A 21,742-nucleotide genomic window follows, 5' to 3' on the forward strand; every position below is an offset into this window, starting at 1 on the left:
GACCATCCTCGGGCATTAATTTCGTGCTCTCGGCAGCCTGCTGATCGCATCGGTCACAAAAAAAGCTCGAAATATCAGCCAGATCGTGCGACACACCGGCTCAATTGGCAGATGGCCTCATGCAAACCCCTCTACCGTGTGAGGCGTGAGCAGCAGCGGCCTCATCTACGCAGTCATTGTCGGGGCCTGGGCCGCCTACTTGGTGCCGATGTGGCTCCGTAGGCAGGACGAGCTGAATGAGGCCCGTCCGACGGAACGCTTCAGCACCGCCATCCGGCTTCTGTCCGGACGAGCGGGTATGGAGCGCCGATACGCCAAGGACCTGCAGGCGCGCTCCGCCGAAGAGGGGGAGCACCGCGCCGACCCGGACGGCGTCACCGACTCGGTGGACGTCCGGGCCTTCGCCATGCCTCCGACGCGCCGTGAAGTACGGGCGAACGTCGACGAGGCGCGGGACGCGCGCGACGCGCGTTCCGAGGCGCAGCAGGCCCAGGCGCAGGCGCAGCAGGCTTCCAGACAGGCGTCGAGGCAGGCGTCGGAACAAGAAGCCAGGCAGGCGGCACGGCAGGCGGCCGCGACGGCCCCCAAGCCCGGCGCCCAGTCCCAGTCCGGGACCCACGCGGCGCCGAAGCAGGGGCGCGCGACGGGCGGCCGGCCCGTGCCCCAGCAGGCCACCAAGCCGTCGGCGAACGGCTCGAAGGCGTCCAAGGCGTCGAACGGGTCCAACACGTCGAACGGTTCGGCCGGGTCGTCCCCCGCGCGCCGGGCGGCCGCGGCGGAGGCCGCAGCCCGGGCCCGGCGCTCGAAGGTGCTCGCGCGCCGACGGCGTACGACCGTCATGCTCTTCATCGCCTTCACGCTCGGCGCGATCGTCGCGGCCGTCGGCGGACTCGCGTTCCTGTGGGCGCCCGGGGTGCCCGCCGTGATGCTGAGCATCTACATCGCGTATCTGCGCTCCCAGGAGCGTCGGCGCTTCACCTATGTGATGGACCGCAGGCACGCCGAGGCCGCGGCGCAGCGGCTGCGCGAGCGCCAGCCGCGCCGGCGGCCCCCGGCCGACCCGGGCGCCGCCGACGAGCCGGAGGACGGACCCGAGCCCGACACGGATCCCGGTGTGTCGGCGCTCGCCGCCGACCGCCGTGCCCTCGTCGAGCAGACCGATCACGCGGAGTGGGTCGACCAGCAGCGCGAGCGCCGCAACGGCCCCGCCCGCGGCGAGAGCTGGGACCCGGTGCCGGTGCCCCTGCCGACGTACGTGACGGCGCCGGTCGCCCCGCGGGCGACGTCCGACGTCGACCTGGGCGCGCCCGACGCGTGGAGCTCGGCCCGGTCCAGCACGGCCGAGCCGAACGCGGACCGCACGGCGGCCGACGCAGCGGGGGCGGCCGAGGCGCGGGAGGAGCTGGGCGAGTCCGACGCCGACGACGGGGACGACTGCGGCGACACCTCCGACAGCGCCGCGGACGCCCGCCGCGCGGCCTCGGCCCGCCGGGCCCGCGAACGGGGCCGCACGCCGCTCTTCGACCAGTACGAGGACGGCGACCGGCCGCGCGCCGCCAACGAGTGACGACACCTCAGAACGCCCCCGGAGGCCCTGCCCCTGACCAGCGGGAGAGCCACCGGGAACGGATTTCCAAGCACCCGGATCGGGATGCTAGAGTTTCACTCGTTGCAAGGGCCTGTGGCGCAGTCTGGTAGCGCACCTCGTTCGCATCGAGGGGGTCTGGGGTTCAAATCCCCACAGGTCCACCGCAGCTCAGAACCCCCGCCGGGGAGATCCGGCGGGGGTTCTTTGGTGTGTCTTTGAGCGTGCCCTTCGGTGTGTGGGGGTGCGGCGGTGTCAGTAGATGATGACTCTCCAGCGCTCCACCCAGCGCAGCCACTCGCCGCCCGAGCCGCGTACCTGGATGCGGTCGGTCTGGACCTGCCAGACGGTGCCGTAGAGCGTGGCGTGCGGCAGGTCCACCCTGACGATGTCGTAGACCTCCACGTCGGTCTCCACCGGGCGGGACCAGGTGTGCGCGCAGTGGTCGCAGGTGTGGCCGACCATGTCGCGTCCCCCGACGGACAGCGGGCGGCCCAGGCGGACCGCCTCCACGGAGCACCGGGGGCACGGGTCGGCGGTGTGCCCGTCCACTGATCGCGACATCGTCCGATTACAGACGCTTCGCGAAGCAGCGGCTGTCCTCGTGGAAGCGGTAGTGGCCGAACTTGACGCAGGGCTCGTAGCCGCTGGACGCGTACAGGGCGATGGCCTCGGGCTGCTTGTTGCCGGTCTCCAGGACCATGCGGGTGCGGCCCGCCGCCCGGGCGTCGGCCTCCAGGGCCCCCAGGATGCGGCGGGCGAGGCCGTTGCCGCGGGCCCCCTCGATCACGAACATGCGCTTCAGCTCGGCGTCGCCGTCCGAGTAGCCCTCGTCGTTCTCGTCCTGGGTGCGCCAGCCGCCGGTGGCCACGGGCCTGTCCTCGGCGTCGTACGCGATCAGGTAGAGGCCGAGCGGCGGCTCGAACATCGTCGGGTCGAGCGGGGTGACATCGCCCTCGTCGCCGTAGCGCACGGCGTACTCCGCCTGCACCTCGTCGTTGAGCTTGACGGCGTCGGGATGGTCGAAGGCGACCGGACGTATATCCATGCTGAGTATCGTACTTCTATGCAGTAGGCGGGACTGGAGGGGTGCGCTGTGCTCGTCCAGTGTGCCGGTATCGTGCCCGGGTGCTCACTGTGACCTCTGTGAATGTAAACGGGCTCCGGGCCGCCGCCAAGAAGGGCTTCGTGGAGTGGCTGGCGGAGACCTCCGCCGACGTCCTGTGCCTCCAGGAGGTACGGGCCGAGCCCGAGCAGCTCCCGGCGGGTGTACGGCAGCCCGACGGATGGCATGTCGTGCACGCGCCCGCCGCCGCGAAGGGGCGGGCCGGCGTCTCCCTCTACACACGCCGCGAGCCCGACCGCGTCCAGGTCGGCTTCGGGTCGGCCGAGTTCGACGGCAGCGGGCGCTATGTCGAGGCCGACCTGCCCGGCGTCACCGTCGCCAGCCTCTACCTGCCCTCGGGTGAGGTCGGGACCGAGCGGCAGGACGAGAAGATCCGGTTCATGGACGAGTTCCTCCCCTATCTGAAGGGGCTGCGTACGCGCGCCGCCGCCGAGGGGCGCGAGGTCGTCGTGTGCGGCGACTGGAACATCGCCCACCAGCCGGCCGACCTCAAGAACTGGCGGGCCAACCAGAAGAACTCCGGCTTCCTGCCGGAGGAACGGGCGTGGCTGGGCCGGGTCTTCGACGACGCGGCGAAGGACGGGGACCGGGACGGGGATGGCAACGGGGGCGCGGGCGGGGGCGGGTACGTGGATGTCGTGCGCGCGCTCCATCCCGACGTGGACGGGCCGTACTCGTGGTGGTCCTACCGCGGGCGGGCCTTCGACAACGACTCGGGATGGCGGATCGACTACCAGGTCTGCACGCCCGGACTCGCGGCCCGGGCCGTCAAGGCCTTCGTGGAGCGGGCGGCGACCCACGGGGAGCGCTGGTCCGACCACGCGCCGGTGACCGTGGTCTACGACAGGTGACGCGCGGCCGATGACCGGCGGGGCGCGGCCGACCACCCGCGCGACGCGACCGATGACCGGCGCGGCGCGGCCGATCATCGGCGGGACGCGGCCGATCACCCGCGCGGCGCGCTCGTGGAGGCCATGACGGCCGAGGGTGCCCGAGGCGCCTACGGCCGCTTCTGCAGGCGGCGGTCCAGCGCCATCGAAAGCTCCGCCTCCACCACGCTCTTCGCCAGGGGGCGCAGGCGTTGGAGGTCCTCCGGGGTGCGGTCGGCGGTCAGGACCACGTCGGTGAACAACTCGGCCAGCGCGTCGGCGTGTTCGCGTACGCGGCGGGCGGCCGAGAGGATGTCCGCGAGCGGGATGCCCTCGCGGACCAGGGCCGCCGAGGTCTCCAGGAGCCGGCGGCTGATGTGGACGATGTCCGAGCCGTCGGTGGCGAGGTAGCCGAGGTCCAGGGACGCGGCGAGGTTCTCCGAGGTGGCCTGGCCCGCGAAGACGTCGGCGAGTTCCTCGGGGGAGAGGCGGACCGGGGTCTCCTCGGTGGGCGCGCCGAGGCCGAGCAGTTCGCCCACGTCACGGCCGTGGTCGAACGCCTCGGCCAGTTCCGCGATGCCGCTGAGGGTGTGGCCGCGCTCCAGGAGGGCGGCGATCGTGCGCAGCCGGGCGAGGTGGTCCTCGTCGTACCAGGCGATGCGGCCCTCGCGGCGCGGTGGCGGTATCAGCTTCCGCTCCCGGTAGAAGCGCAGGGTGCGCACGGTGATGCCGGCCTTCTGGGCCAGCTCCTCCATTCGGTACTCCCGCTTGTCCGCCACATCGGCACCCTATGTCGTACCGCCGGTAACTTTCCTGCGTGCAACCCCTACCCATCAGTACGGAGCTGTTCTAGTCTCCCCATTGTGCCAGTGTTCACTGGCGCGGTCGTACGTGGCATGGAGGCATCGGGATGGCCGAGCACGAACATGTACGGGTGGCGGTGATCGGCTCCGGTTTCGGCGGGCTGGGAGCCGCCGTGCGGTTGCGCCGCGAGGGCGTCACCGACTTCGTCGTCCTGGAACGGGCCGACAGCGTGGGCGGGACCTGGCGGGACAACAGCTACCCCGGCTGCGCCTGCGACGTGCCGTCCCACCTCTACTCGTTCTCCTTCGCGCCCCACCCCGACTGGCCCCGCACCTTCTCCGGGCAGGAACACATCCGCGCCTACCTGGAGCACGTCACCGACGTCTTCGGACTGCGGCCGCATCTGCGGCTGAACTCCGAGGTCAAGCTGATGACCTGGGACGGCGAGCGGCTGCGCTGGGTGATCGAGACCAGTAGCGGGACCCTCACCGCCGACCTCGTCGTGTCCGCCACCGGGCCGCTCTCCGACCCCAAGGTGCCGGACGTGCCCGGGCTCGACACCTTCCCCGGCAAGGTCTTCCACTCGGCGCGCTGGGACCACGACTACGACCTGCGCGGCAAGCGGGTCGCGATGATCGGCACGGGGGCCTCGGCCATCCAGATCGTGCCGGCGATCCAGCCCGACGTCGCGAAGCTCACCCTCTTCCAGCGCACCCCGCCCTGGGTGATGCCGCGCGTCGACCGGGCCGTCAGCGGCGCCGAGCGCCTGCTGCACCGGACGCTGCCCGTCACGGCCCGGCTGCGGCGCGGACTGCTGTGGGGCATCCGGGAGTTGCAGGTCCAGGCGTTCACGAAGCGTCCGAACGAGCTGGGCCTGGTCGAGCAGATCGCCAAGCGGAACATGTTCCGGGCCATCAAGGACCCGGGCCTGCGGGCCAAGCTCATCCCGTCCTACCGCATCGGCTGCAAGCGCATCCTGCTCTCCAGTACGTACTATCCGGCCCTCGCGCAGCCCAACGTGGACGTGGTCGCGAGCGGACTCCGCGAGGTCCGCGGCTCCACGGTCGTCGCCGCCGACGGCAGCGAGGCCGAGGTCGACGCGATCGTCTTCGGTACGGGCTTCCATGTCACCGACATGCCCATAGCCGACCGGGTCGTCGGCGCGGAGGGCAGAACGCTCGCCGAGGCGTGGTCGGAGTCGGGCATGAGGTCGCTGCGGGGCGCGACCGCCGCCGGGTTCCCCAACTGGATGACGATCATCGGCCCCAACACGGGCCTCGGGAACTCCAGCATGATCCTGATGATCGAGTCCCAGCTGAACTACCTGGCCGACTACGTACGGCAGCTGGACGTGCTCGGCGGCCGGGCCGCCCTCGACGCCCGCCCCGCCGCGGTCGACGCCTGGAACGACCGCGTCCAGAAGCGCATGGAGCGCACGGTCTGGTCCACCGGCGGCTGCAACAGCTGGTACCTCGACGAGAACGGCGTCAACACGACGGTCTGGCCGGGCACCACCACCGAGTTCCGCGGCGCGACCAGGCACGTGGACCTGGCGGAGTACGACCTGCTGCGGGCCCCGGCCCCCGTACCGGCCCCGACAGCGGAACCGGAACCGGCGTCCGTCGCGCACCCCGCACACCGCCCTACGAAGAAGAAAGCCGAGGCAGACGCATGAGCCGACTGACGCGCGAGGCTTCCGGCCCCTACGCGCCGCCCGTTCCCGCGCGCGAGCTGACGGCGGTCTCCGCCGACGGGGCACGGCTGCACGTCGAGGTGCACGGAGCCGTGGACGACCCCACCGCCCCCGCGGTGGTGCTCGCGCACGGCTGGACGTGCTCGACCGCCTTCTGGGCGGCGCAGATCCAGGACCTCGCCGCCGACCACCGGGTGATCGTCTACGACCAGCGCGGGCACGGACGCAGCCCCGCGAGTCCCGCGTGCAGCACGGACGGGCTCGCCGACGACCTGGAGGCGGTGCTCGCGGCCACCCTCGCACCGGGCGAGAAGGCCGTCCTCGTCGGGCACTCCATGGGCGGGATGACACTCATCGCCGCGTCCGAGCGGGCCGGGTTCCGGGAGCACGCCGCCGCCGTACTCCTGTGCAGCACGGGCAGTTCACGGCTGGTCGCCGAGTCGCTGGTGCTGCCGATGCGGGCCGGACGGGCGCGTACCTGGCTCACCAAGCAGATCCTCGGGTCGCGGGCGCCGCTCGGGCCGGTCACACCGCTCGCCCGGCGGATCCTCAAGTACGGGACCATGGGGCCCGGTTCGGCGCCGGCCATGGTCGAGGCGTGCGCGCGGATCGTGCACGCGTGTCCCCGGCAGGTGCGGTACTCCTGGTCGAAGGTGCTCGACCTGCTCGATCTCGACCACGCGGTAAGGGAGTTGCGCGTGCCCACCGCGGTCGTCGTGGGGACGGCCGACCGGCTGACGCCCGCCGTGCACGCCCGCTCCCTGGTCGCCGCGCTGCCGAACTGCGTGGGCTCCACCGAGCTGCCCGGGATCGGGCACATGACCCCCATCGAGGCACCCGACCTCGTCACCACCCGGATACGGGAACTCGTCGCCACATACGCAGTGATCAAGGAGGGCGCATGAGCAGGGTCGGACTTCAAGGACAGGTCGCCGTCGTCACGGGGGCCGCGCGAGGGGTCGGGGAACTCCTCGCCCGCAAACTCTCCGCCCGGGGCGCCACCGTCGCGCTCGTCGGCCTGGAGCCCGAGGAGCTGAAGGCCGTCTCCGAGCGGCTGCACGGCGAGAGCGGGTACTGGCACGCCGACGTCACCGACCACGAGGCGATGGCGGAGGTCGCGCGGGAGGTGAAGGCGCGGTTCGGGAAGGTCGACATCGTCGTCGCCAACGCCGGGGTCGCCAACGGCGGGCCGTTCGTCGACTCCGACCCGGTCGCCTGGCGGCGGGTCATCGAGGTCAACCTCATCGGATCGGCCGTCACCGCGCGGGCCTTCCTGCCCGCCCTCATGGAGAGCCGCGGTTATCTGCTGCAGATCGCCTCGCTCGCCGCGATCACGCCCGCGCCGATGATGACCGCGTACACGGCGTCCAAGTCGGGCGTCGAGGCGTACGCGCACAGCCTGCGCGCCGAGGTCGGGTACCAGGGCGTACGCGTCGGGGTCGGGTACCTCTCCTGGACCGACACCGACATGGTGCGCGGGGCCGACCAGGACGACGTCATGCGGGAGCTGCGCCAGCGGCTGCCGTGGCCCGCCAACAAGACGTACCCGCTGGGTCCTGCCGTCGACCGGATCGTGGCGGGGATCGAGCGCCGCTCCAGCCATGTGTACGGGCAGTGGTGGCTGCGGGGCATGCAGGGCGTACGAGGATATCTTCCCGCGCTCATCGGAACGGTCGGGCAGCGGGAGATGAAGCGGTTCGGTGCACGGCTGGGGAGCGTCGGTACGGGGCTCGTCGGTGCAGGTGGGGAGGCTGACGAGGCGGGTCGGAACACGGTGCGTCACCGACCGTGACTGTCCGAAATGCGTCTGATGTCCGGGCGTGTCACGCTGGTCGAGGCCCGATCCCCTCACCCAAAAACGGGAGTGAACCTCATGGCCATGAAGGACCAGTTCCAGGACAAGACCGAAGAGCTTCAGCGCAACGCGAAGCAGCGGCTCAACGAGCGTCGCGACCAGGCGAGCGAGCGTGGGCAGCAGATGCCGGAGCGTGAGCGGCCCGCCGAGCGGGAGCGTCCGGACCGCGAGCGTCCGGACCGTGAGCGGCCGGAGCGGCGTTCGCCTGAAGGCGCGCGGGAGCGGCTCGACGAGTTCGACGTCTGAGCCACCGCCTTGTTCGGCCTTGGCCGGAATTGACGTGGGGCGCCCTCTTCTCTGGGGCGCCCCACGCTTTTTGCTGCCGTCGGCGACGTTTCGTTGTCGGCTGCGGTCGCGTCGTGGCTGGTTGCGCAGTTCCCCGCGCCCCTGACGGGGCCCCGGCCCGGGCTTTCAGGGGCGCGGGGAACTGCGCGACGACCACGACGGCGCGGCGGGCCGTACACACCTCGGTCAGTCCTGCCACTCCCGCCGGAGGCGGCCGCCGGGCGGCGCGCGTCACGGTGCGACAGCCGGGGGCGTCCCCCGCCGGGCGACGCCCGTCAGCGTCGGGGCGGTAGCCGGGGGCGGGAGCGGTTCGGGAGGTTGGTGTAAGGCGGGGGTGTGGCCGCCGGGTGGAGGGCCAGCAGGTCCAGGGCAAGGCGGACCGCGTCGTCCAACTGGGCGTGGCGGCCCTCCGCCCAGTCCAGCGGCGTGCGAAGGACCTCCAGGTCAGGCGTGATGCCGTGGTTCTCCACGGACCACCCGTACGCGTCGAACCACGCCGCGTTCATCGGAACCGTGATGACCGACCCGTCACCCAGCACATGGCGCCCGGTCATCCCGACCACCCCACCCCATGTGCGCTGCCCCACCACCGGCCCCAGCCCGAGCAGTTTGAAGGCCGCCGTGATCATGTCCCCGTCCGACGACGTCATCTCGTCGGCCAGCGCGACCACGGGCCCGCGCGGGGCGTTGGACATGTACGACACCGGCTGCGCGTCGCGGGTCAGGTCCCAGCCCATGATCGTACGGGTGAGTTTCTCGATGACCAGCTCGCTGATGTGGCCGCCCGCGTTGCCGCGTACGTCGACGATGAGCGCGGGCCGTGACACCTCCATCCGCAGGTCGCGGTTGAACTGGGCCCAGCCGGAGCCGCCCATGTCGGGGATGTGCAGATAGCCGCACCGGCCGCCGCTCAGCTCCCGTACCACCTCACGGCGTTTGGCCACCCAGTCCTGGTAGCGCAGGGGCCGTTCGTCGACGAGGGGGACCACCGCGACCCGGCGCGAACACCCGGTGCTCCCCGAGCCCTCCGCCGGGGCGAACGTCAGCTCCACCGTCGTACCGCCCGCCCCCGCGAGCAGCGGGAACGGACCGGTGACCGGATCCACCGGGCGGCCGTCCACATGGGTGAGCCGCGCGCCCTCGCGGATGCCCGTACCGGCCAGCGGGGAACGCGCCTTGGAGTCGGAGGAGTCCCCGGGGAGGATGCGCTTGACGATCCAATCACCGTCCCTGCACACGAAGTTGGCGCCGAGCAGCCCCTGCGGCCGCTGATAGTGCGGGGGTCCTTCGTTGCGTCGTGCGGCGACCACGTACGCGTGCGAGGTGCCCAGTTCGCCCAGTACCTCGCGGAGCAGGTCCGCGAACTCGTCGGGGGACGCGACCCGTTCGACCAGCGGACGGTACTGGTCCAGGATGCCCGGCCAGTCGATGCCGCACATGCCGGGTTCCCAGAAGTGCGCGTGGATGAGACGGCCCGCCTCGGCGTACGCCTGGCGCCACTCCGCGGCCGGGTCGGCCTCGTGCAGGATGCGGCGCAGGTCGATCCAGACGGTCGAGTCGCCGTCGCCGGACTCGGTGGACGGGACGGCCCGCAGCTCGCCCTCGTCGACCACGACGAGCCGGCTGCCGTCGCCGCTGGGCGCGAACCAGTCGAGGTGCTCGACGAGTTCGGACTTCTTCGCCTTGGAGATGTTGAAGTACTCCAGGGTCGGCCTGCCGCTGGTGTCGTCCGGGTTCGCGAACGTCTCGCCGAGCGCCCCCGAGATCGGCCAGCGCAGCCAGACGAGGCCGCCGCCCGCGACCGGGTACAGCGCCGAGTACTTGGAGGCAGTGACAGGGAACGGCGTCACCCGGCTCTCCAGCCCTTCGGTCTCCACGGTCACCGTGCCGCCGCCCGCGCCCTCGTCGCCGCTTCCCTCGTCGTCCAGACCCCCCGCCGCCGGACGGCCCTCGGGGGTCAGCGCGAACGGGGACGGCGTCGCCGAGGACAGCGGTACGAGGTACGGGCGGCAGCCCAGCGGGAAGGAGAGGTCGCCGGTGTGGACGTCGTACACCGGGTCGAAGCCGCGCCAGGAGAGGAAGGCGAGGAAGCGGCCGTCCCGGGTGAAGACCGGGTTCTCGTCCTCGAAGCGGCCGTTGGTGACGTCGACGACCGTGCGGGCGCCCGGCCCCTCGATCCGCGCCAGCTTGATCTGGCGGAGCGTGCGGCCGATACCCGGGTGCGACCAGGTCAGCCAGGTCCCGTCGGGGGAGAAGGCGAGGTCGCGCACGGGCCCGTTGACGGACCGGACGAGTTCCGTGACCACCGCACCGGCATCGGATGCGCCCGCCGCGCCCGCTTCCTCGCCCTCCCCCTCACTCTCCTCCTCCCCTTTCACTGTGATCAGCAGCAGGCGGCCGTCGTGCGAGGCGATCGCGAGCCGGTCGCCCTGCGGGTCGGAGACGAGTTCCTGGACGCGGCCCAGTTTTCCGGCGGCCAGCCGGCGGGGCTCGCGCGCGCCCGTCGCGCGGGGCAGATAAGCGATCTCGACGGCGTCCTCGCCCTCCGCGTCGGTCACGTACGCCACCTGCCCGCCGGAGCCGAGCATCTCCGGCAGCCGGACGCGGACGCCCGGGGTGTCGGCGATGGTGCGGGCCGGGCCGTCGCGGTGCGTGAGCCAGTACAGGCTGCCGCGGACGACGACCGCGCCGGCCCGGCCCGTCTCGTCCACGGAGATCCCGTCGACGTGCTGGGCGGCCGGCACCTGGTAGGGGCGACGCCCCGCGCGGGGCCCGCCGAGCCGGACGTCGAGACGGCGGGGCCGGGCGTCCGCGGCCAGATCGTCGACGATCCACACATCGCCCGCGCACTGGTAGACGACCCGGGTGCCGTCGCTGGACGCGTGCCGGGCGTAGAAGGAGTCGTGGTCGGTGTGGCGCCGCAGGCCGGAACCGTCGTGCAGACACGAGTACAGGTTGCCGACGCCCTCGTGGTCGGAGAGGAAGGCGATCCGGTCACCGACGAACATCGGCGAGTCCAGATGCCCGTCGAGGTCGGCGAGGAGGCGCTGCCCGTGCAGCCAGAGCCGCCCGGTGGCGCCACCGCGGTAGCGCTTCCAGGCGGCGGGCTCGTGCGGGGGCGTACCGGTGAGGAGCAGCGTCCTGCGCTCACCGTCGAAGTCCGCGACCGCGAGGTCGGAGACCGGGCCCCAGGGGAGCTTGCGGCCGGGGCCGCCGCCGATCGGCACGCTGTAGGCCCAGGTGAAGTAGGAGAAGGGCTCGCCGTGCGAGGCGACGGCGAGGATGTCGCAGTTGCCCTCGGCGTCGGGGGGCGACCAGCCGCAGACCTGGGTGTCGGCGTTGCCCCAGTAGGTGAGCCGCCGGGCCGGGCCGCCGTCGACCGGGGCGAGATGGATCTCGGGGACGAGACTGCGCCAGGTCGTGTACGCGAGGTGCCGCCCGTCGAGGGAGAAGCGCGGGTGGCTCACCTTGGTCCGGTCGACGGTCACCCGCCAGGCGCGGCCGGGCCCGCCGAGGGGTGCCACCCAGAGATCGTCCTCAGCCACGAAGCAGAGCCGGTCCCCACTGAGATGCGGAAACCGCAGGTAGGAGGGGCAACCGCCGCCGTTGCCTCCTCCGGCCGGTTCGCGGGCGGCCGACCGGACCCCGGCCGCCGTCTCGGCGTGCGCGGCCGCCGTCCCCTCGTACGCGGCCGTCGTCTCGGCGTACGAGGCCGCCCTCTCCTCGTACGCGGGCTCGTCCTCGTGCTCGTGCTCGTCCTCGTCGTTCACTCACCCATGCTTTTCCGGTGGGCGGGGCCCGGCAACTCGTGGTCGTCCGGAAACGCGTGACCCAGCACACGTACGAAACGGTTTCGTTTCGTTGACGCGCAGGGTATCTTCAGAGGAGTACGAGACAGTTTCGCAACGGCGGAAGCGGTGAACGAGATGGTTGAGACAGCAACGACGCGTCGCAGCCGGCTCACGCCCGAGCGCGAGGCCGAGCTGTACGAGGCCGTGCTCGAACTGCTCCGGGAGGTCGGTTACGACTCCCTGACCATGGACGCCGTGGCGGCCCGCACCCGGTCCAGCAAGGCCACGCTCTACCGCCAGTGGGGCGGCAAGGCCGAACTGGTCGCCAGGTCGGTCCGGCATCACAAGCCGGTCGACATCGCCAGCGTGGACACCGGTTCCCTGCGGGGTGACCTCCACGCGATGACGACCCGCCAGGACGACTGCGAGATGGAGCAGAACTCCTCCCTCATGCGCGCCCTCGGGACGGCGGTCCACACGAACCCCGACCTGCTGGCCGCCCTGCGGGAATGGCTGGTCGAACCGGAACTGGATGAGATGCGCCAGGTGGTGCAGCGTGCCGTCGACCGCGGCGAGGTCCGCGCGGACAACCCGGCGATCGGCTACCTGCTGCACATGATCATCGGTGCCTTCGCGGCCCGGACGATGATCGACGACGAACCACCCACGCAGGCCTTCCTCGCCTCGTACATCGACGCAGTGGTCATCCCCGCCCTCGTCGCCTGACCCCCGGCCACCCCCAGCCCCACACGCACCCGCCCCACACCCACACCCGTACACGCACACGCACACGCACCTGACGCGATCGCTCACGTCGTCGGGCCGATGATCCCTGCCCTGATGCCGACGCCGATGCCAGCCATCACCCCACCTGCGTCACGACCCGCATCACGATCCGCATCACCGACCTGATCGGGAGTACGCCCTCGTGGCAACGTTCCTCTACAAACTCGGCCGGCTCGCCTTCAGGCGACGGCACTTCGTCGTCCTGATATGGGTGGCGCTGCTGACGCTCGCAGGCGTCGGCGCGGCCTCCGCGCCCGCCGCGGGCACCACCTCCTTCTCCATCCCCGGCACCGAGGCGCAGAAGGCCTTCGACCTGCTGGAGCAGCGTTTCCCCGGCGCCAGCGCCGACGGAGCGACCGGGCGCATCGTCTTCAAGGCGCCCGAGGGCGAGAAGATGACGGACGCCGACAACAAGGCGACCGTCGCGAAGACCGTCAAGGCACTGGGCGACGGCTCCGAGGTCGTCTCCGTCACCGACCCGTACACGACGAACGCCGTGAGCAAGGACGGCACGGTCGCCTACACGTCGGTGCGGTACGACGTCCCCCGCATGGAACTCGCGGACTCGACCAGGGACGCCCTGGAGGCGGCCGGGGAGAGCGCCCGGGACACCGGGCTGACCGTCGACGTCGGAGGCGACGCGCTGGAGGCCGGGGCGGAGATGGGGGCGACCGGCGAGGTCATCGGCCTCGCCCTCGCCGCGGTCGTCCTCGTCGTCACCCTGGGTTCGCTGGTCGCGGCCGGACTGCCGCTGCTGACGGCGATCATCGGCGTCGGCATCGGTGTCTCCACCATCACCGCGCTCGCCAACGCGCTCGACCTCGGCGACACCACCTCGACGCTCGCGCTGATGATCGGCCTCGCGGTCGGTATCGACTACGCGCTGTTCATCGTCTCCCGCTACCGGGCGGAACTGGCCGAGGGCCGCGGTCGCGAGGAGGCGGCGGGCCGCGCGACCGGCACCGCAGGCTCGGCGGTCGTCTTCGCGGGTCTGACGGTCGTCATCGCGCTGGCGGGCCTCGCGGTCGTCAACGTCCCGATGCTCACCAAGATGGGCCTCGCCGCGGCGGGCACGGTCGTGGTCGCCGTCCTGATCGCGCTGACCATGATCCCGGCGATGCTCGGCTACGCGGGCGGCAAGATCCGCCCGGCGAACGAGAAGCGCAAGGACAAGGCCAAGGTCGAGGACAAGAACAAGGCCAAGGTCACCGGCAGCCCGAAGAAGCCGGCCAGGCCCAACATGGGTACGCGCTGGGCGAGCTTCGTCATCCGCCGCCCGGCGGCCGTACTGCTGCTCGGTGTGGTCGGTCTCGGCGTGATCGCCGTGCCGGCCACCCAGCTGGAACTGGGCCTGCCCGACGACGGCTCGCAGCCGACGTCCACGACACAGCGCCGCGCGTACGACCTCCTCTCGGAGGGCTTCGGCCCCGGCTTCAACGGCCCCCTGATGATCGTGGTCGACGCGAAGAAGAGCGACGACCCGACGGCCGCCTTCACGTCGGTGGCGGACGGCATCAAGGGCCTCAAGGACGTCGTGACGGTCACCCCGCCGACGCCCAACAAGGCGGGCGACACCGCGACGATCACGGTGATCCCGGACTCCAAGCCGTCCTCGACGCAGACCGAGGACCTGGTCCACGCGATCCGCGGCCAGAGCGCCGACATCAAGGCGGACACGGACGCCGAGGTACTGGTCACCGGCACCACCGCGATGAACATCGACTTCTCGCAGAAGCTCAACGACGCCCTGGTCCCGTACCTGGCCCTGGTGGTGGGCCTGGCCTTCCTCCTCCTGATCGTGGTCTTCCGCTCGATCCTGGTCCCGCTCAAGGCGGCCCTCGGTTTCCTGCTCAGCGTGCTCGCCGCGCTCGGCGCGGTGGTCGCGGTCTTCCAGTGGGGCTGGCTGGCCGGACTGATCGGCGTCGAGGAGACCGGCCCGATCATGTCGATGATGCCGATCTTCATGGTGGGCGTGGTCTTCGGCCTGGCGATGGACTACGAGGTGTTCCTCGTGACGCGGATGCGGGAGGCGTACGTACACGGTGAGTCCCCGAGCCAGGCGGTGGTGACCGGCTTCCGGCACAGCGCCCGCGTCGTGGTCGCGGCGGCGATCATCATGATGGCGGTCTTCGGCGGATTCATCGGTGCGAGCGACTCCATGATCAAGATGATCGGCTTCGGGCTCGCGATCGCCGTCTTCTTCGACGCGTTCGTGGTCCGCATGGCGATCGTCCCGGCGGTCCTGGCCCTGCTGGGCAAGAAGGCCTGGTGGCTCCCGAGGTGGCTGGACCGCGCCCTGCCGAACGTGGACGTCGAGGGCGAGGGCCTGCGGGCACTCGACGACAACCGGCCCAAGGGCACGGCGGACGAGGACCGGGAACTGATCCCCGCCTGACCGCCTGACCGCCTGACCGCCGGCCGACGAGGTCGGCCATGACCAGCCGGTGAGGGGCCCGTGGGGACGGGCGCCCCTCACCGGCTTCCTCTCTCACGAGGGCGGAACGTACGGACGGAAGGGGCCGTCACGGGAGCGGAACATACGAACGGAAGGGGCCGTCACGGGAGCGGAACGTACGGACGGAAGGGGCCGTGCCGGTACGTCGAGTCCGCCGCGTAGCCCTTCCCGACCCGCCTCACCAGGGCAGCAGGCAGCCGTATGCCCGGGGGCGGCGGACTCGACGCACCGGCGCGGCCCCGCCCCCACCCACTAGCGTGCTGTTCATGACCGCCGCCGAAGAACCAACCGCAGCCCACCCCCTGTTCGCCGACGCCGTGCGGAAGTTGGGTCTGGACGACCTGCTCCCGCGGATCCGCCGCTTCCCGGAGGCGACCCGCACCGCCGCCGAGGCCGCCGCGGCACTCGGCTGCGAACTCAGCGAGATCTGCAAGTCGTTGATCTTCGCCGCGGACGGCGTCCCGGTCCTCGTCCTCATGGACGGCTCCTCCCGCGTGGACGTCGAACTCGTCCAGCACGCGCTGGGCGCCGAGAAGGTCACCCGGGCGAGGGCGGATCTCGTACGGGAGACGACCGGGTACGCGATCGGCGGCGTGCCGCCCTTCGGGCACCGCAGCAAGACCCGTGTCCTGGCCGACCGTTCGCTGCTGGACCACGACATCGTGTGGGCCGCCGCGGGCACCCCGTACTCCGTGTTCCCGATGGCCCCCAGGACCCTGATCGACCACGCCGGCGGCACCCTCGTGGACGTCCGCGAGCAGACCGCGTGACCCCGCTGGTCACCGCGGCCGTCCTGGTCGCGGCGGTCACCCACGCCGGCTGGAACGCGATAGCCCACCGGATCACCGACAAACTGGTCGGGTTCACGCTGATAGCGGGCGGGGGAGCGCTCATCGGCCTGGCGATGGTGCCGTTCGTGCCGTTCCCCGCCGCGAGGGCCTGGCCGTACCTGATCGCCTCGGCGGTCATCCATGTCGCGTACTACGTCCTCCTCATGCGGTCCTTCCGGCTGGGTGACTTCGGCCAGGCGTACCCCATCGCGCGCGGCACCGCGCCCCTGGTGGTCACGCTGCTCGCGGCCCTCTTCGCCCATGAGGTCCCCGACGGCTGGGCGGCCGCGGGCATCGCCGTGTCGTGCGCGGGGCTGACCGGGGTCGCCCTGTGGGGCCTGCGCGGCAACCGGCCGAACTGGGCGGCGATCGTCGCGGCACTGGCGACGGGCCTGACCATCGCGGCCTACACGGTGGTCGACGGCCTGGGCGTACGCGCCTCGGGATCCTCCCTCGGCTACATCGCCTGGCTGATGGCGGTGGAGGGGGTGGCCGTCCCAGCGTACGCGCTGTACCGCTGGCGAGGCGAACTCCTCCGCGTACTACGGCCGTTCGCCGGAGTCGGCCTCCTGGGCGCCGCCCTCTCGGTAGCCGCGTACGGCCTGGTCCTGTGGGCCCAGACCCGAGCGGAACTGGCCCCGGTCGCGGCCCTGCGCGAATCGTCGATCATCGTCGGCGCGGCCATAGGAGCGGTGTTCTTCAAGGAACGGTTCGGAGCACCACGCATCGCGGCGGCGGGCCTGCTGGTGATCGGCATAGGCCTGATGCTGCACGCGGGTTAGAGCGTTCCTGCCAGCCAAGTACGCCATACATGCCGCGTGTTCGGGATTTCCGGACGATCGAGGAGCCGGAGTACGTAGCCGGCGTGCAGCCGCGCCGTGGGGTCCTCCGAGCCCCGGGCGTCGTGCAGCCTCTCGCGCAGCTCGTCCCCGTCCACGGCGCGGGCGACGCGCACGTACTCGCGGTCCTTGCACCGGTAGGCCCGCCGGACCACCAGGTCGACCAGCTCGACGAGTTCCGTTCTCAGCTGCTGATCGTGATCGGTGGCGGCCAGGTCACGGATCAGGGCTTGTTTCACGCCCCAGCTCTTGGCGTGCTCGGTCCACTCCCGCGGATACCGGGCCTCCCACTCCAGGAAGAGCAACGCGAGGGGCAACCGAGGCCACGAACTGATGCTCCCGCGGGCGTACGAGTACCCGCTCCCGCTCCCCAGCGCCCCCGGCGGACAACGGTCGATGGCCCTGGTGCGCGCCCGGTTCCTGACTGGGAACAGCAGCATCCTGGCGAGCGAAGGGCCCTGGTACATCCGGTCGAAAGCGGCCTCGACCTCCCTCTGCCCCCTGGCCTGACGGTCGAGCGCGGCGGAACGTACGACGGGATCCGGCGACACCAGTCCATAAGCCCACGAGGAACGCTCGATCCACGCACGGTCGTTGCCAGTACCCGCCTCTGCTGTCTCCTTCACGGGCTTCTTCACGAGCCGGATCATCTCCCGTGCGGTACGCGCCCAGCACTCCGTTTTTCGACACCGGCCACGCGGAGGAAGTGGCCGTCGCGCGGGCAACACCCACCGGAAACCTCTGTGATTGACTGATTGCATGCTGCATGAATCGGTCCTGCGGACCCTGGATCTGCCGGTGGCCGACCGGTTCGAGGCGTGGACGCAGCAGTTGGGGCACACGCACGCGCCCATGGACCTGGCCAGCGACCGCGCCGCGGACTACCGCGGGCACCAGCGCGTGATCGGGCTCGGCGACGTGACGGTGTGGCCGGCGACCTTCGACCACCTCGTCTTCCGCCGGACCCCGAAACTCGTCCGCCAGTCCGACCCGGAGGCCTTCCACCTCTCCCTGCTGCTGCGGGGCGAGGGCGAAGCGGCCTGGGGCAGACAGCAAGCCGCGTACGGGATACGCGACTTCCACATCAACTGCTCCTCGCGGTCGTACGAGATCACCACCGGCCCCGACCCGGTCACCATCGTCGGGGTGGAGATACCGCGGACGCTCGTGGCCCTGCCGACGGGCCACGCCGATCAGGCGATCGGGCGCCGGATATCGGGACGCGAGGGGACCGGCGCGCTGCTCGCCCAGTTCCTCGTACAACTGGCCGCGGACACCAACCCGTACCGGCCCTCGGACGCGCCCCGGCTCGGCACGGTCGTCGCCGACCTGGTCACCGCGGTCTTCGCGCACGCCGTGGACGAGGACATCCGGCTGCCGCCCGAGACCCACGACCGGACGCTGTCCCTGCGCGTCAAGGCGTACGTCCACCGGCACCTGGCGGACCCGGAGCTGACCCCGGCCCAAATCGCCGCCGCGCACCACATCTCACGCAGTCACCTGTACCGCCTCTTCCAGACCGAGAACGCCTCCGTCGCCGCCACCGCCTCCGGCTGCTTCGCGAGGCCGCAGGACTCACCAGTGATCCACCGGCGTCGTCCGGCGTCCGTCGTCAGAACGTGTCGGCGAGGATTTGGTACGTCAGGAATGCGAAGGCCAGCGACGCGCTGCCATGCGCGAGGATCTCGCCCGTCTTGAGTCTGCCCGGTTGGAGGGAGGGCAGGGTCATGCTGGTCGGGGCCACCGGGTCGTACACCACCTCTGTGTGGTCGCCCTCGCCCGTGCCGCGGGGCGGGTGGGACATGCCCTCCCCCTCCGCTCTGACCTTCTCGCCGTTCGGGAGCGTGAAGGTCACCACGGGGAAGTACAGCAACTCGCCGTCCTCCGCCACCTTCGTGCGGAACCTCACCAGCTCCGCCGTCGTGCTGACACCGCGCCGCCTCAGCAGGCAGCGGATCAGCGTCATGGATGCGAAGAGCAGGCACAGGATGCCCGTGATCGACGCGACGAAGACGCCCCCCACCCGTTCGACCGTCATGTGCAGAAGGTAGCCGACCGTCCACCGGGAGGGCTCGTGAAATACGGGAGTTGCTACGCCTGCAGTGCCGCCCGTACCGCCCGTACCAGCCCCTGCGCCCGCGGGTCCGCCGTCACCGTCTTGCGGAAGCCGTTCGTCACGTAGCCGAACGCGATGCCCGACTCCGGGTCGGCGAAGCCCAGGGAGCCGCCTCGGCCCGGGTGGCCGAAGGAACCGGGGGACAGGAACGGGGAGGCCGAGCCGTGGAGCATGTAGCCGAGGCCGAAGCGGGTGTTGATCACCAGGACGCGGTCCGGGCCGGCCGACTCCTCCGTGCGGGCCGCCGCCAGGGTCGACGCGGTGAACAGGCGCGTACCGCCGTCCACTTCGCCGATCAGGGACGCGTAGAAGCGGGCCAGCCCGTCCGCCGTCGCGATGCCGTTCGTCGCGGGGAGCGCCGCCGCCCGGTACGCCGGGTCGTTCTGGTCCGGGAACGGGGTGATCGCCGCGAAGGCCCGTCGGGTGAGGGACGCCGGATCCTCGTAGGCCTCCGTGACCGACCGCTTCGGGCGTGCCCGCAGGGCCCCGCCGCCGTTCTCCGGAGTCTCCACGCGGCCCACCCTGCCCACCCGGCCCGCCTCCCTCTCCGGCAGCCCGACCCACAGGTCAGCGCCCACGGGCCCCGCTGTCTCCCGCGCGATCCAGTCACCGATGCCGGCGCCCGTCACGCGTCGCAGCAGTTCGCCGACCAGCCAGCCGTACGTCAGCGCGTGGTAGCCGTGGTCCGTGCCGGGCTCCCACACCGGGGCCTGGCGGGCGACCGCCTCCGCGCCCCGCAGCGGGTCCAGCGACTCCTCAGGGGTGAGCGGGTGGTCCAGGACCGGCAGTCCGGCCCGGTGCGAGAGCACGTGCCGGACCAGTACCCGCTCCTTGCCCGCCGCCTTGAACTCCGGCCAGTACTCACCCACCGGCGCGTCCAGGTCCAGCAGCCCCCGCTGGTGGAGGAGGAGCAGCGCCGCCGCCGCTACGCCCTTGGTCGCCGAGCGCACGATCTGCGCGGTGCCGTGCTGCCAGGGATCACTGCCGTCGATGTCCCTCGTGCCCGCCCACAGGTCGACGACCTTGTGGCCGTCGCGGTACACGGTGACCGCCGCGCCCCGGTCCCCGAGCGTCTCGAAGTTCCGTACGAACGCCGCCTCGACCGGCTCGAAGCCCTCGGCCACTGTGCCGTTCACCTTCACCACGTCCGTACCCTTCGCCGCGCGAGCGTCACGCGCCCATTGTCACCGAGCGCGGATCGAAGCCGAACGGCAGCTCCAGGCGGTGCTCGCGCATCAGCTCGTCGTCCGAGAGCAGCTCGCCGGTCCGCCCGTCCGCCGCGATCACGCCCTCGCTGAGGATCAGGGCGCGGGGGCACAGTTCGAGGGCGTACGGCAGGTCGTGCGTGACCATCAGCACGGTCACGTCCAACGAGCGCAGGATGTCGGCGAGTTCGCGCCGCGAGGCCGGGTCGAGGTTGGACGACGGCTCGTCCAGGACGAGGATCTCCGGCTCCATCGCCAGTACGGTCGCGACGGCCACCCGGCGCCGCTGGCCGAAGGAGAGGTGGTGCGGCGGCCGGTCGGCGAAGGCCTCCATGCCGACCCGCTCCAGCGCCGTACGCACCCGGGCCTCCAGCTCGGGCCCCTTCAGACCGGCGGACGCGGGCCCGAAGGCCACGTCCTCACGCACACTCGGCATGAAGAGCTGGTCGTCCGGGTCCTGGAAGACGATGCCGACCTTCCGCCGGATCTCCGCCATGTGCTTCTTGCCGACGGGCAGCCCGGCGACCGTCACCGTGCCGGCGCCGCCGGTCAGGATGCCGTTGAGGTGGAGTACGAGGGTCGTCTTGCCGGCACCGTTCGGGCCGAGCAGGGCCACGCGCTCGCCCCGGCCGACGGAGAAGTCCACCCCGAAGAGGGCCTGATGGCCGTCCGGGTAGGCGAAGGCCAGCCCAGCCACTTCAAGCGAGGGGGCGGGACGCGGGGGCACGGGAGAGGGCGAGGTCACAGGGTCCATCCCAGCAGACATACGACGAGCGCGGCGCACGGCAGGGCGAAGGCGTACGACCACTGCGCGCGCGACGCGGTCACCTCGTCGATGACGGGCATGGAACCGGTGTACCCCCGGCTGACCATGGCGAGGTGCACCCGCTCCCCGCGTTCGTAGGAGCGGATGAACAGGGCGCCGGCGGACTTGGCGAGGACGCCCCAGGAACGGACGCCCCGGGCCTCGAAGCCGCGCGACTCCCGTGCGATCTTCATCCGCCGCATCTCGTCCGCGATGACGTCCCCGTACCGGATCATGAAGGACGCGATCTGTACGAGGAGGGGTGGCAGCCGCAGCCGCTGGAGGCCGAGGAGGAGTTCGCGCAGCTCGGTCGTCGAGGCGAGGAGCACGGACGCGGCGACGCCGAGGGTGCCCTTGGCCAGGACGTTCCAGGCGCCCCACAGGCCGTTCACGCTCAGGGAAAGACCGAGCACGTCCACCCGCTCACCCTGCGCCACGAACGGCATCAGCACGGCGAAGGCCACGAACGGCACCTCGATCAGCAGCCGCTTCAGTACGAAGCCGGCCGGGACCCGGGCCGCGTACGCCACGCACGCCAGCAGCAGCGCGTACAGCCCGAAGGTCCACATCGCCTCGCGCGGGGTCGAGACGACGACCAGCACGAAGGCGAAGACGGCGGCGAGCTTGGTGTGCGGCGGCAGGCCGTGCACGGGCGAGTGTCCGTGCCGGTAGAGCCGGTGCGCGTGGCCTGCCCCCAT

The 21,742-nt window shown here is 71.6% G+C and carries 20 protein-coding genes and 1 tRNA gene; 12 read left to right on the forward strand and 9 right to left on the reverse strand.

What is annotated here, in order from left to right:
* Positions 1-145 precede the first annotated feature (145 nt).
* Positions 146-1,567 (forward strand): divisome protein SepX/GlpR, encoded by a 1,422-nt coding sequence (gene sepX / locus IE278_RS22325; protein ID WP_189774965.1) that lies wholly within the window; start codon positions 146-148, stop codon positions 1,565-1,567.
* A gap of 108 nt (positions 1,568-1,675) precedes the next feature.
* Positions 1,676-1,749 (forward strand) — tRNA-Ala (locus IE278_RS22330).
* 91 nt (positions 1,750-1,840) lie between these two features.
* Here IE278_RS22330 and IE278_RS22335 read toward each other — a convergent pair.
* Both IE278_RS22335 and IE278_RS22340 read right to left on the reverse strand, forming a co-directional pair.
* Positions 1,841-2,149 carry a hypothetical protein gene (locus tag IE278_RS22335; RefSeq protein ID WP_189774967.1) on the reverse strand — a complete coding sequence of 103 codons (309 nt, stop codon included), beginning with the start codon at positions 2,147-2,149 and terminating at the stop codon, positions 1,841-1,843.
* Positions 2,150-2,156: 7 nt separating this feature from the next.
* Positions 2,157-2,633: a GNAT family N-acetyltransferase gene (locus IE278_RS22340; protein ID WP_189774969.1), complete on the reverse strand. Its 477-nt coding sequence runs from the start codon at positions 2,631-2,633 to the stop codon at positions 2,157-2,159.
* Positions 2,634-2,692: 59 nt separating this feature from the next.
* Between IE278_RS22340 and IE278_RS22345 the strand changes: the two genes are divergently transcribed.
* Positions 2,693-3,562, forward strand: coding sequence for an exodeoxyribonuclease III (locus IE278_RS22345; RefSeq protein ID WP_189774971.1), 870 nt, complete (start codon positions 2,693-2,695; stop codon positions 3,560-3,562).
* Positions 3,563-3,711: 149 nt separating this feature from the next.
* On the opposite strand, the gene IE278_RS22350 is transcribed toward IE278_RS22345, so the two are convergent.
* Positions 3,712-4,335, reverse strand: coding sequence for a MerR family transcriptional regulator (locus IE278_RS22350; RefSeq protein ID WP_189775065.1), 624 nt, complete (start codon positions 4,333-4,335; stop codon positions 3,712-3,714).
* A 155-nt stretch (positions 4,336-4,490) separates the two neighbouring features.
* Here IE278_RS22350 and IE278_RS22355 point away from each other — a divergent pair, with 155 nt between their 5' ends.
* The 4 genes from IE278_RS22355 to IE278_RS22370 all read left to right on the forward strand — a co-directional run bounded on the left by IE278_RS22355 (position 4,491) and on the right by IE278_RS22370 (position 8,178).
* The gene (locus tag IE278_RS22355) at positions 4,491-6,059 is read left to right on the forward strand and encodes a flavin-containing monooxygenase (RefSeq protein WP_189774974.1); all 1,569 of its coding nucleotides are present in this window, start codon (positions 4,491-4,493) and stop codon (positions 6,057-6,059) included.
* Positions 6,056-6,982, forward strand: coding sequence for an alpha/beta fold hydrolase (locus IE278_RS22360; RefSeq protein ID WP_189774975.1), 927 nt, complete (start codon positions 6,056-6,058; stop codon positions 6,980-6,982). The genes IE278_RS22355 and IE278_RS22360 overlap by 4 nt, the downstream gene beginning before the upstream one ends.
* Positions 6,979-7,869 carry an SDR family oxidoreductase gene (locus IE278_RS22365; protein ID WP_189774977.1) on the forward strand — a complete coding sequence of 297 codons (891 nt, stop codon included), beginning with the start codon at positions 6,979-6,981 and terminating at the stop codon, positions 7,867-7,869. The genes IE278_RS22360 and IE278_RS22365 overlap by 4 nt, the downstream gene beginning before the upstream one ends.
* Positions 7,870-7,950: 81 nt before the next feature.
* Positions 7,951-8,178, forward strand: a complete 228-nt coding sequence (locus tag IE278_RS22370) for a hypothetical protein (protein ID WP_189774979.1) — start codon at positions 7,951-7,953, stop codon at positions 8,176-8,178.
* Positions 8,179-8,492: 314 nt separating this feature from the next.
* Here IE278_RS22370 and IE278_RS22375 read toward each other — a convergent pair whose 3' ends face one another.
* Positions 8,493-11,801 (reverse strand): S41 family peptidase, encoded by a 3,309-nt coding sequence (locus tag IE278_RS22375; RefSeq protein ID WP_189775066.1) that lies wholly within the window; start codon positions 11,799-11,801, stop codon positions 8,493-8,495.
* Positions 11,802-12,143: 342 nt separating this feature from the next.
* Here IE278_RS22375 and IE278_RS22380 point away from each other — a divergent pair, with 342 nt between their 5' ends.
* From IE278_RS22380 to IE278_RS22395, 4 genes are all read left to right on the forward strand, one after another.
* Positions 12,144-12,734, forward strand: a complete 591-nt coding sequence (locus IE278_RS22380; RefSeq protein WP_189774981.1) for a TetR/AcrR family transcriptional regulator — start codon at positions 12,144-12,146, stop codon at positions 12,732-12,734.
* A gap of 202 nt (positions 12,735-12,936) precedes the next feature.
* Positions 12,937-15,189: an MMPL family transporter gene (locus tag IE278_RS22385; RefSeq protein ID WP_189774983.1), complete on the forward strand. Its 2,253-nt coding sequence runs from the start codon at positions 12,937-12,939 to the stop codon at positions 15,187-15,189.
* Positions 15,190-15,515: 326 nt separating this feature from the next.
* Positions 15,516-16,019, forward strand: a complete 504-nt coding sequence (locus tag IE278_RS22390; protein WP_189774985.1) for a YbaK/EbsC family protein — start codon at positions 15,516-15,518, stop codon at positions 16,017-16,019.
* Positions 16,016-16,861: an EamA family transporter gene (locus IE278_RS22395; protein WP_189774987.1), complete on the forward strand. Its 846-nt coding sequence runs from the start codon at positions 16,016-16,018 to the stop codon at positions 16,859-16,861. Before IE278_RS22390 ends, IE278_RS22395 begins: the two co-directional genes overlap by 4 nt.
* On the opposite strand, the gene IE278_RS22400 is transcribed toward IE278_RS22395, so the two are convergent.
* Positions 16,858-17,556, reverse strand: coding sequence for a hypothetical protein (locus IE278_RS22400; protein WP_246570525.1), 699 nt, complete (start codon positions 17,554-17,556; stop codon positions 16,858-16,860). The two genes, IE278_RS22395 and IE278_RS22400, sit on opposite strands and share 4 nt — an antisense overlap.
* Before the next feature lie 121 nt (positions 17,557-17,677).
* On the opposite strand from IE278_RS22400, the gene IE278_RS22405 reads away from it, so the two are divergent.
* On the forward strand, positions 17,678-18,616 hold the full coding sequence (locus IE278_RS22405; protein ID WP_189774989.1) for an AraC-like ligand-binding domain-containing protein: 939 nt from the start codon (positions 17,678-17,680) through the stop codon (positions 18,614-18,616).
* On the opposite strand, the gene IE278_RS22410 is transcribed toward IE278_RS22405, so the two are convergent.
* Genes IE278_RS22410 through cbiQ form a run of 4 tightly spaced genes read right to left on the reverse strand, consistent with a single transcriptional unit; the run spans position 18,531 to position 21,742 of the window.
* Positions 18,531-18,956: a DUF3592 domain-containing protein gene (locus IE278_RS22410; protein WP_189774992.1), complete on the reverse strand. Its 426-nt coding sequence runs from the start codon at positions 18,954-18,956 to the stop codon at positions 18,531-18,533. The two genes, IE278_RS22405 and IE278_RS22410, sit on opposite strands and share 86 nt — an antisense overlap.
* Before the next feature lie 53 nt (positions 18,957-19,009).
* Positions 19,010-20,176, reverse strand: a complete 1,167-nt coding sequence (locus IE278_RS22415; protein ID WP_189775068.1) for a serine hydrolase domain-containing protein — start codon at positions 20,174-20,176, stop codon at positions 19,010-19,012.
* A 28-nt stretch (positions 20,177-20,204) separates the two neighbouring features.
* The gene (locus tag IE278_RS22420) at positions 20,205-20,993 is read right to left on the reverse strand and encodes an energy-coupling factor ABC transporter ATP-binding protein (protein ID WP_189774994.1); all 789 of its coding nucleotides are present in this window, start codon (positions 20,991-20,993) and stop codon (positions 20,205-20,207) included.
* Positions 20,981-21,742, reverse strand: coding sequence for a cobalt ECF transporter T component CbiQ (cbiQ, locus tag IE278_RS22425; protein WP_189774995.1), 762 nt, complete (start codon positions 21,740-21,742; stop codon positions 20,981-20,983). Before cbiQ ends, IE278_RS22420 begins: the two co-directional genes overlap by 13 nt.

The sequence above is a fragment of the Streptomyces tauricus genome (genome assembly GCF_014650955.1).
Lineage (GTDB): Bacteria > Actinomycetota > Actinomycetes > Streptomycetales > Streptomycetaceae > Streptomyces > Streptomyces tauricus.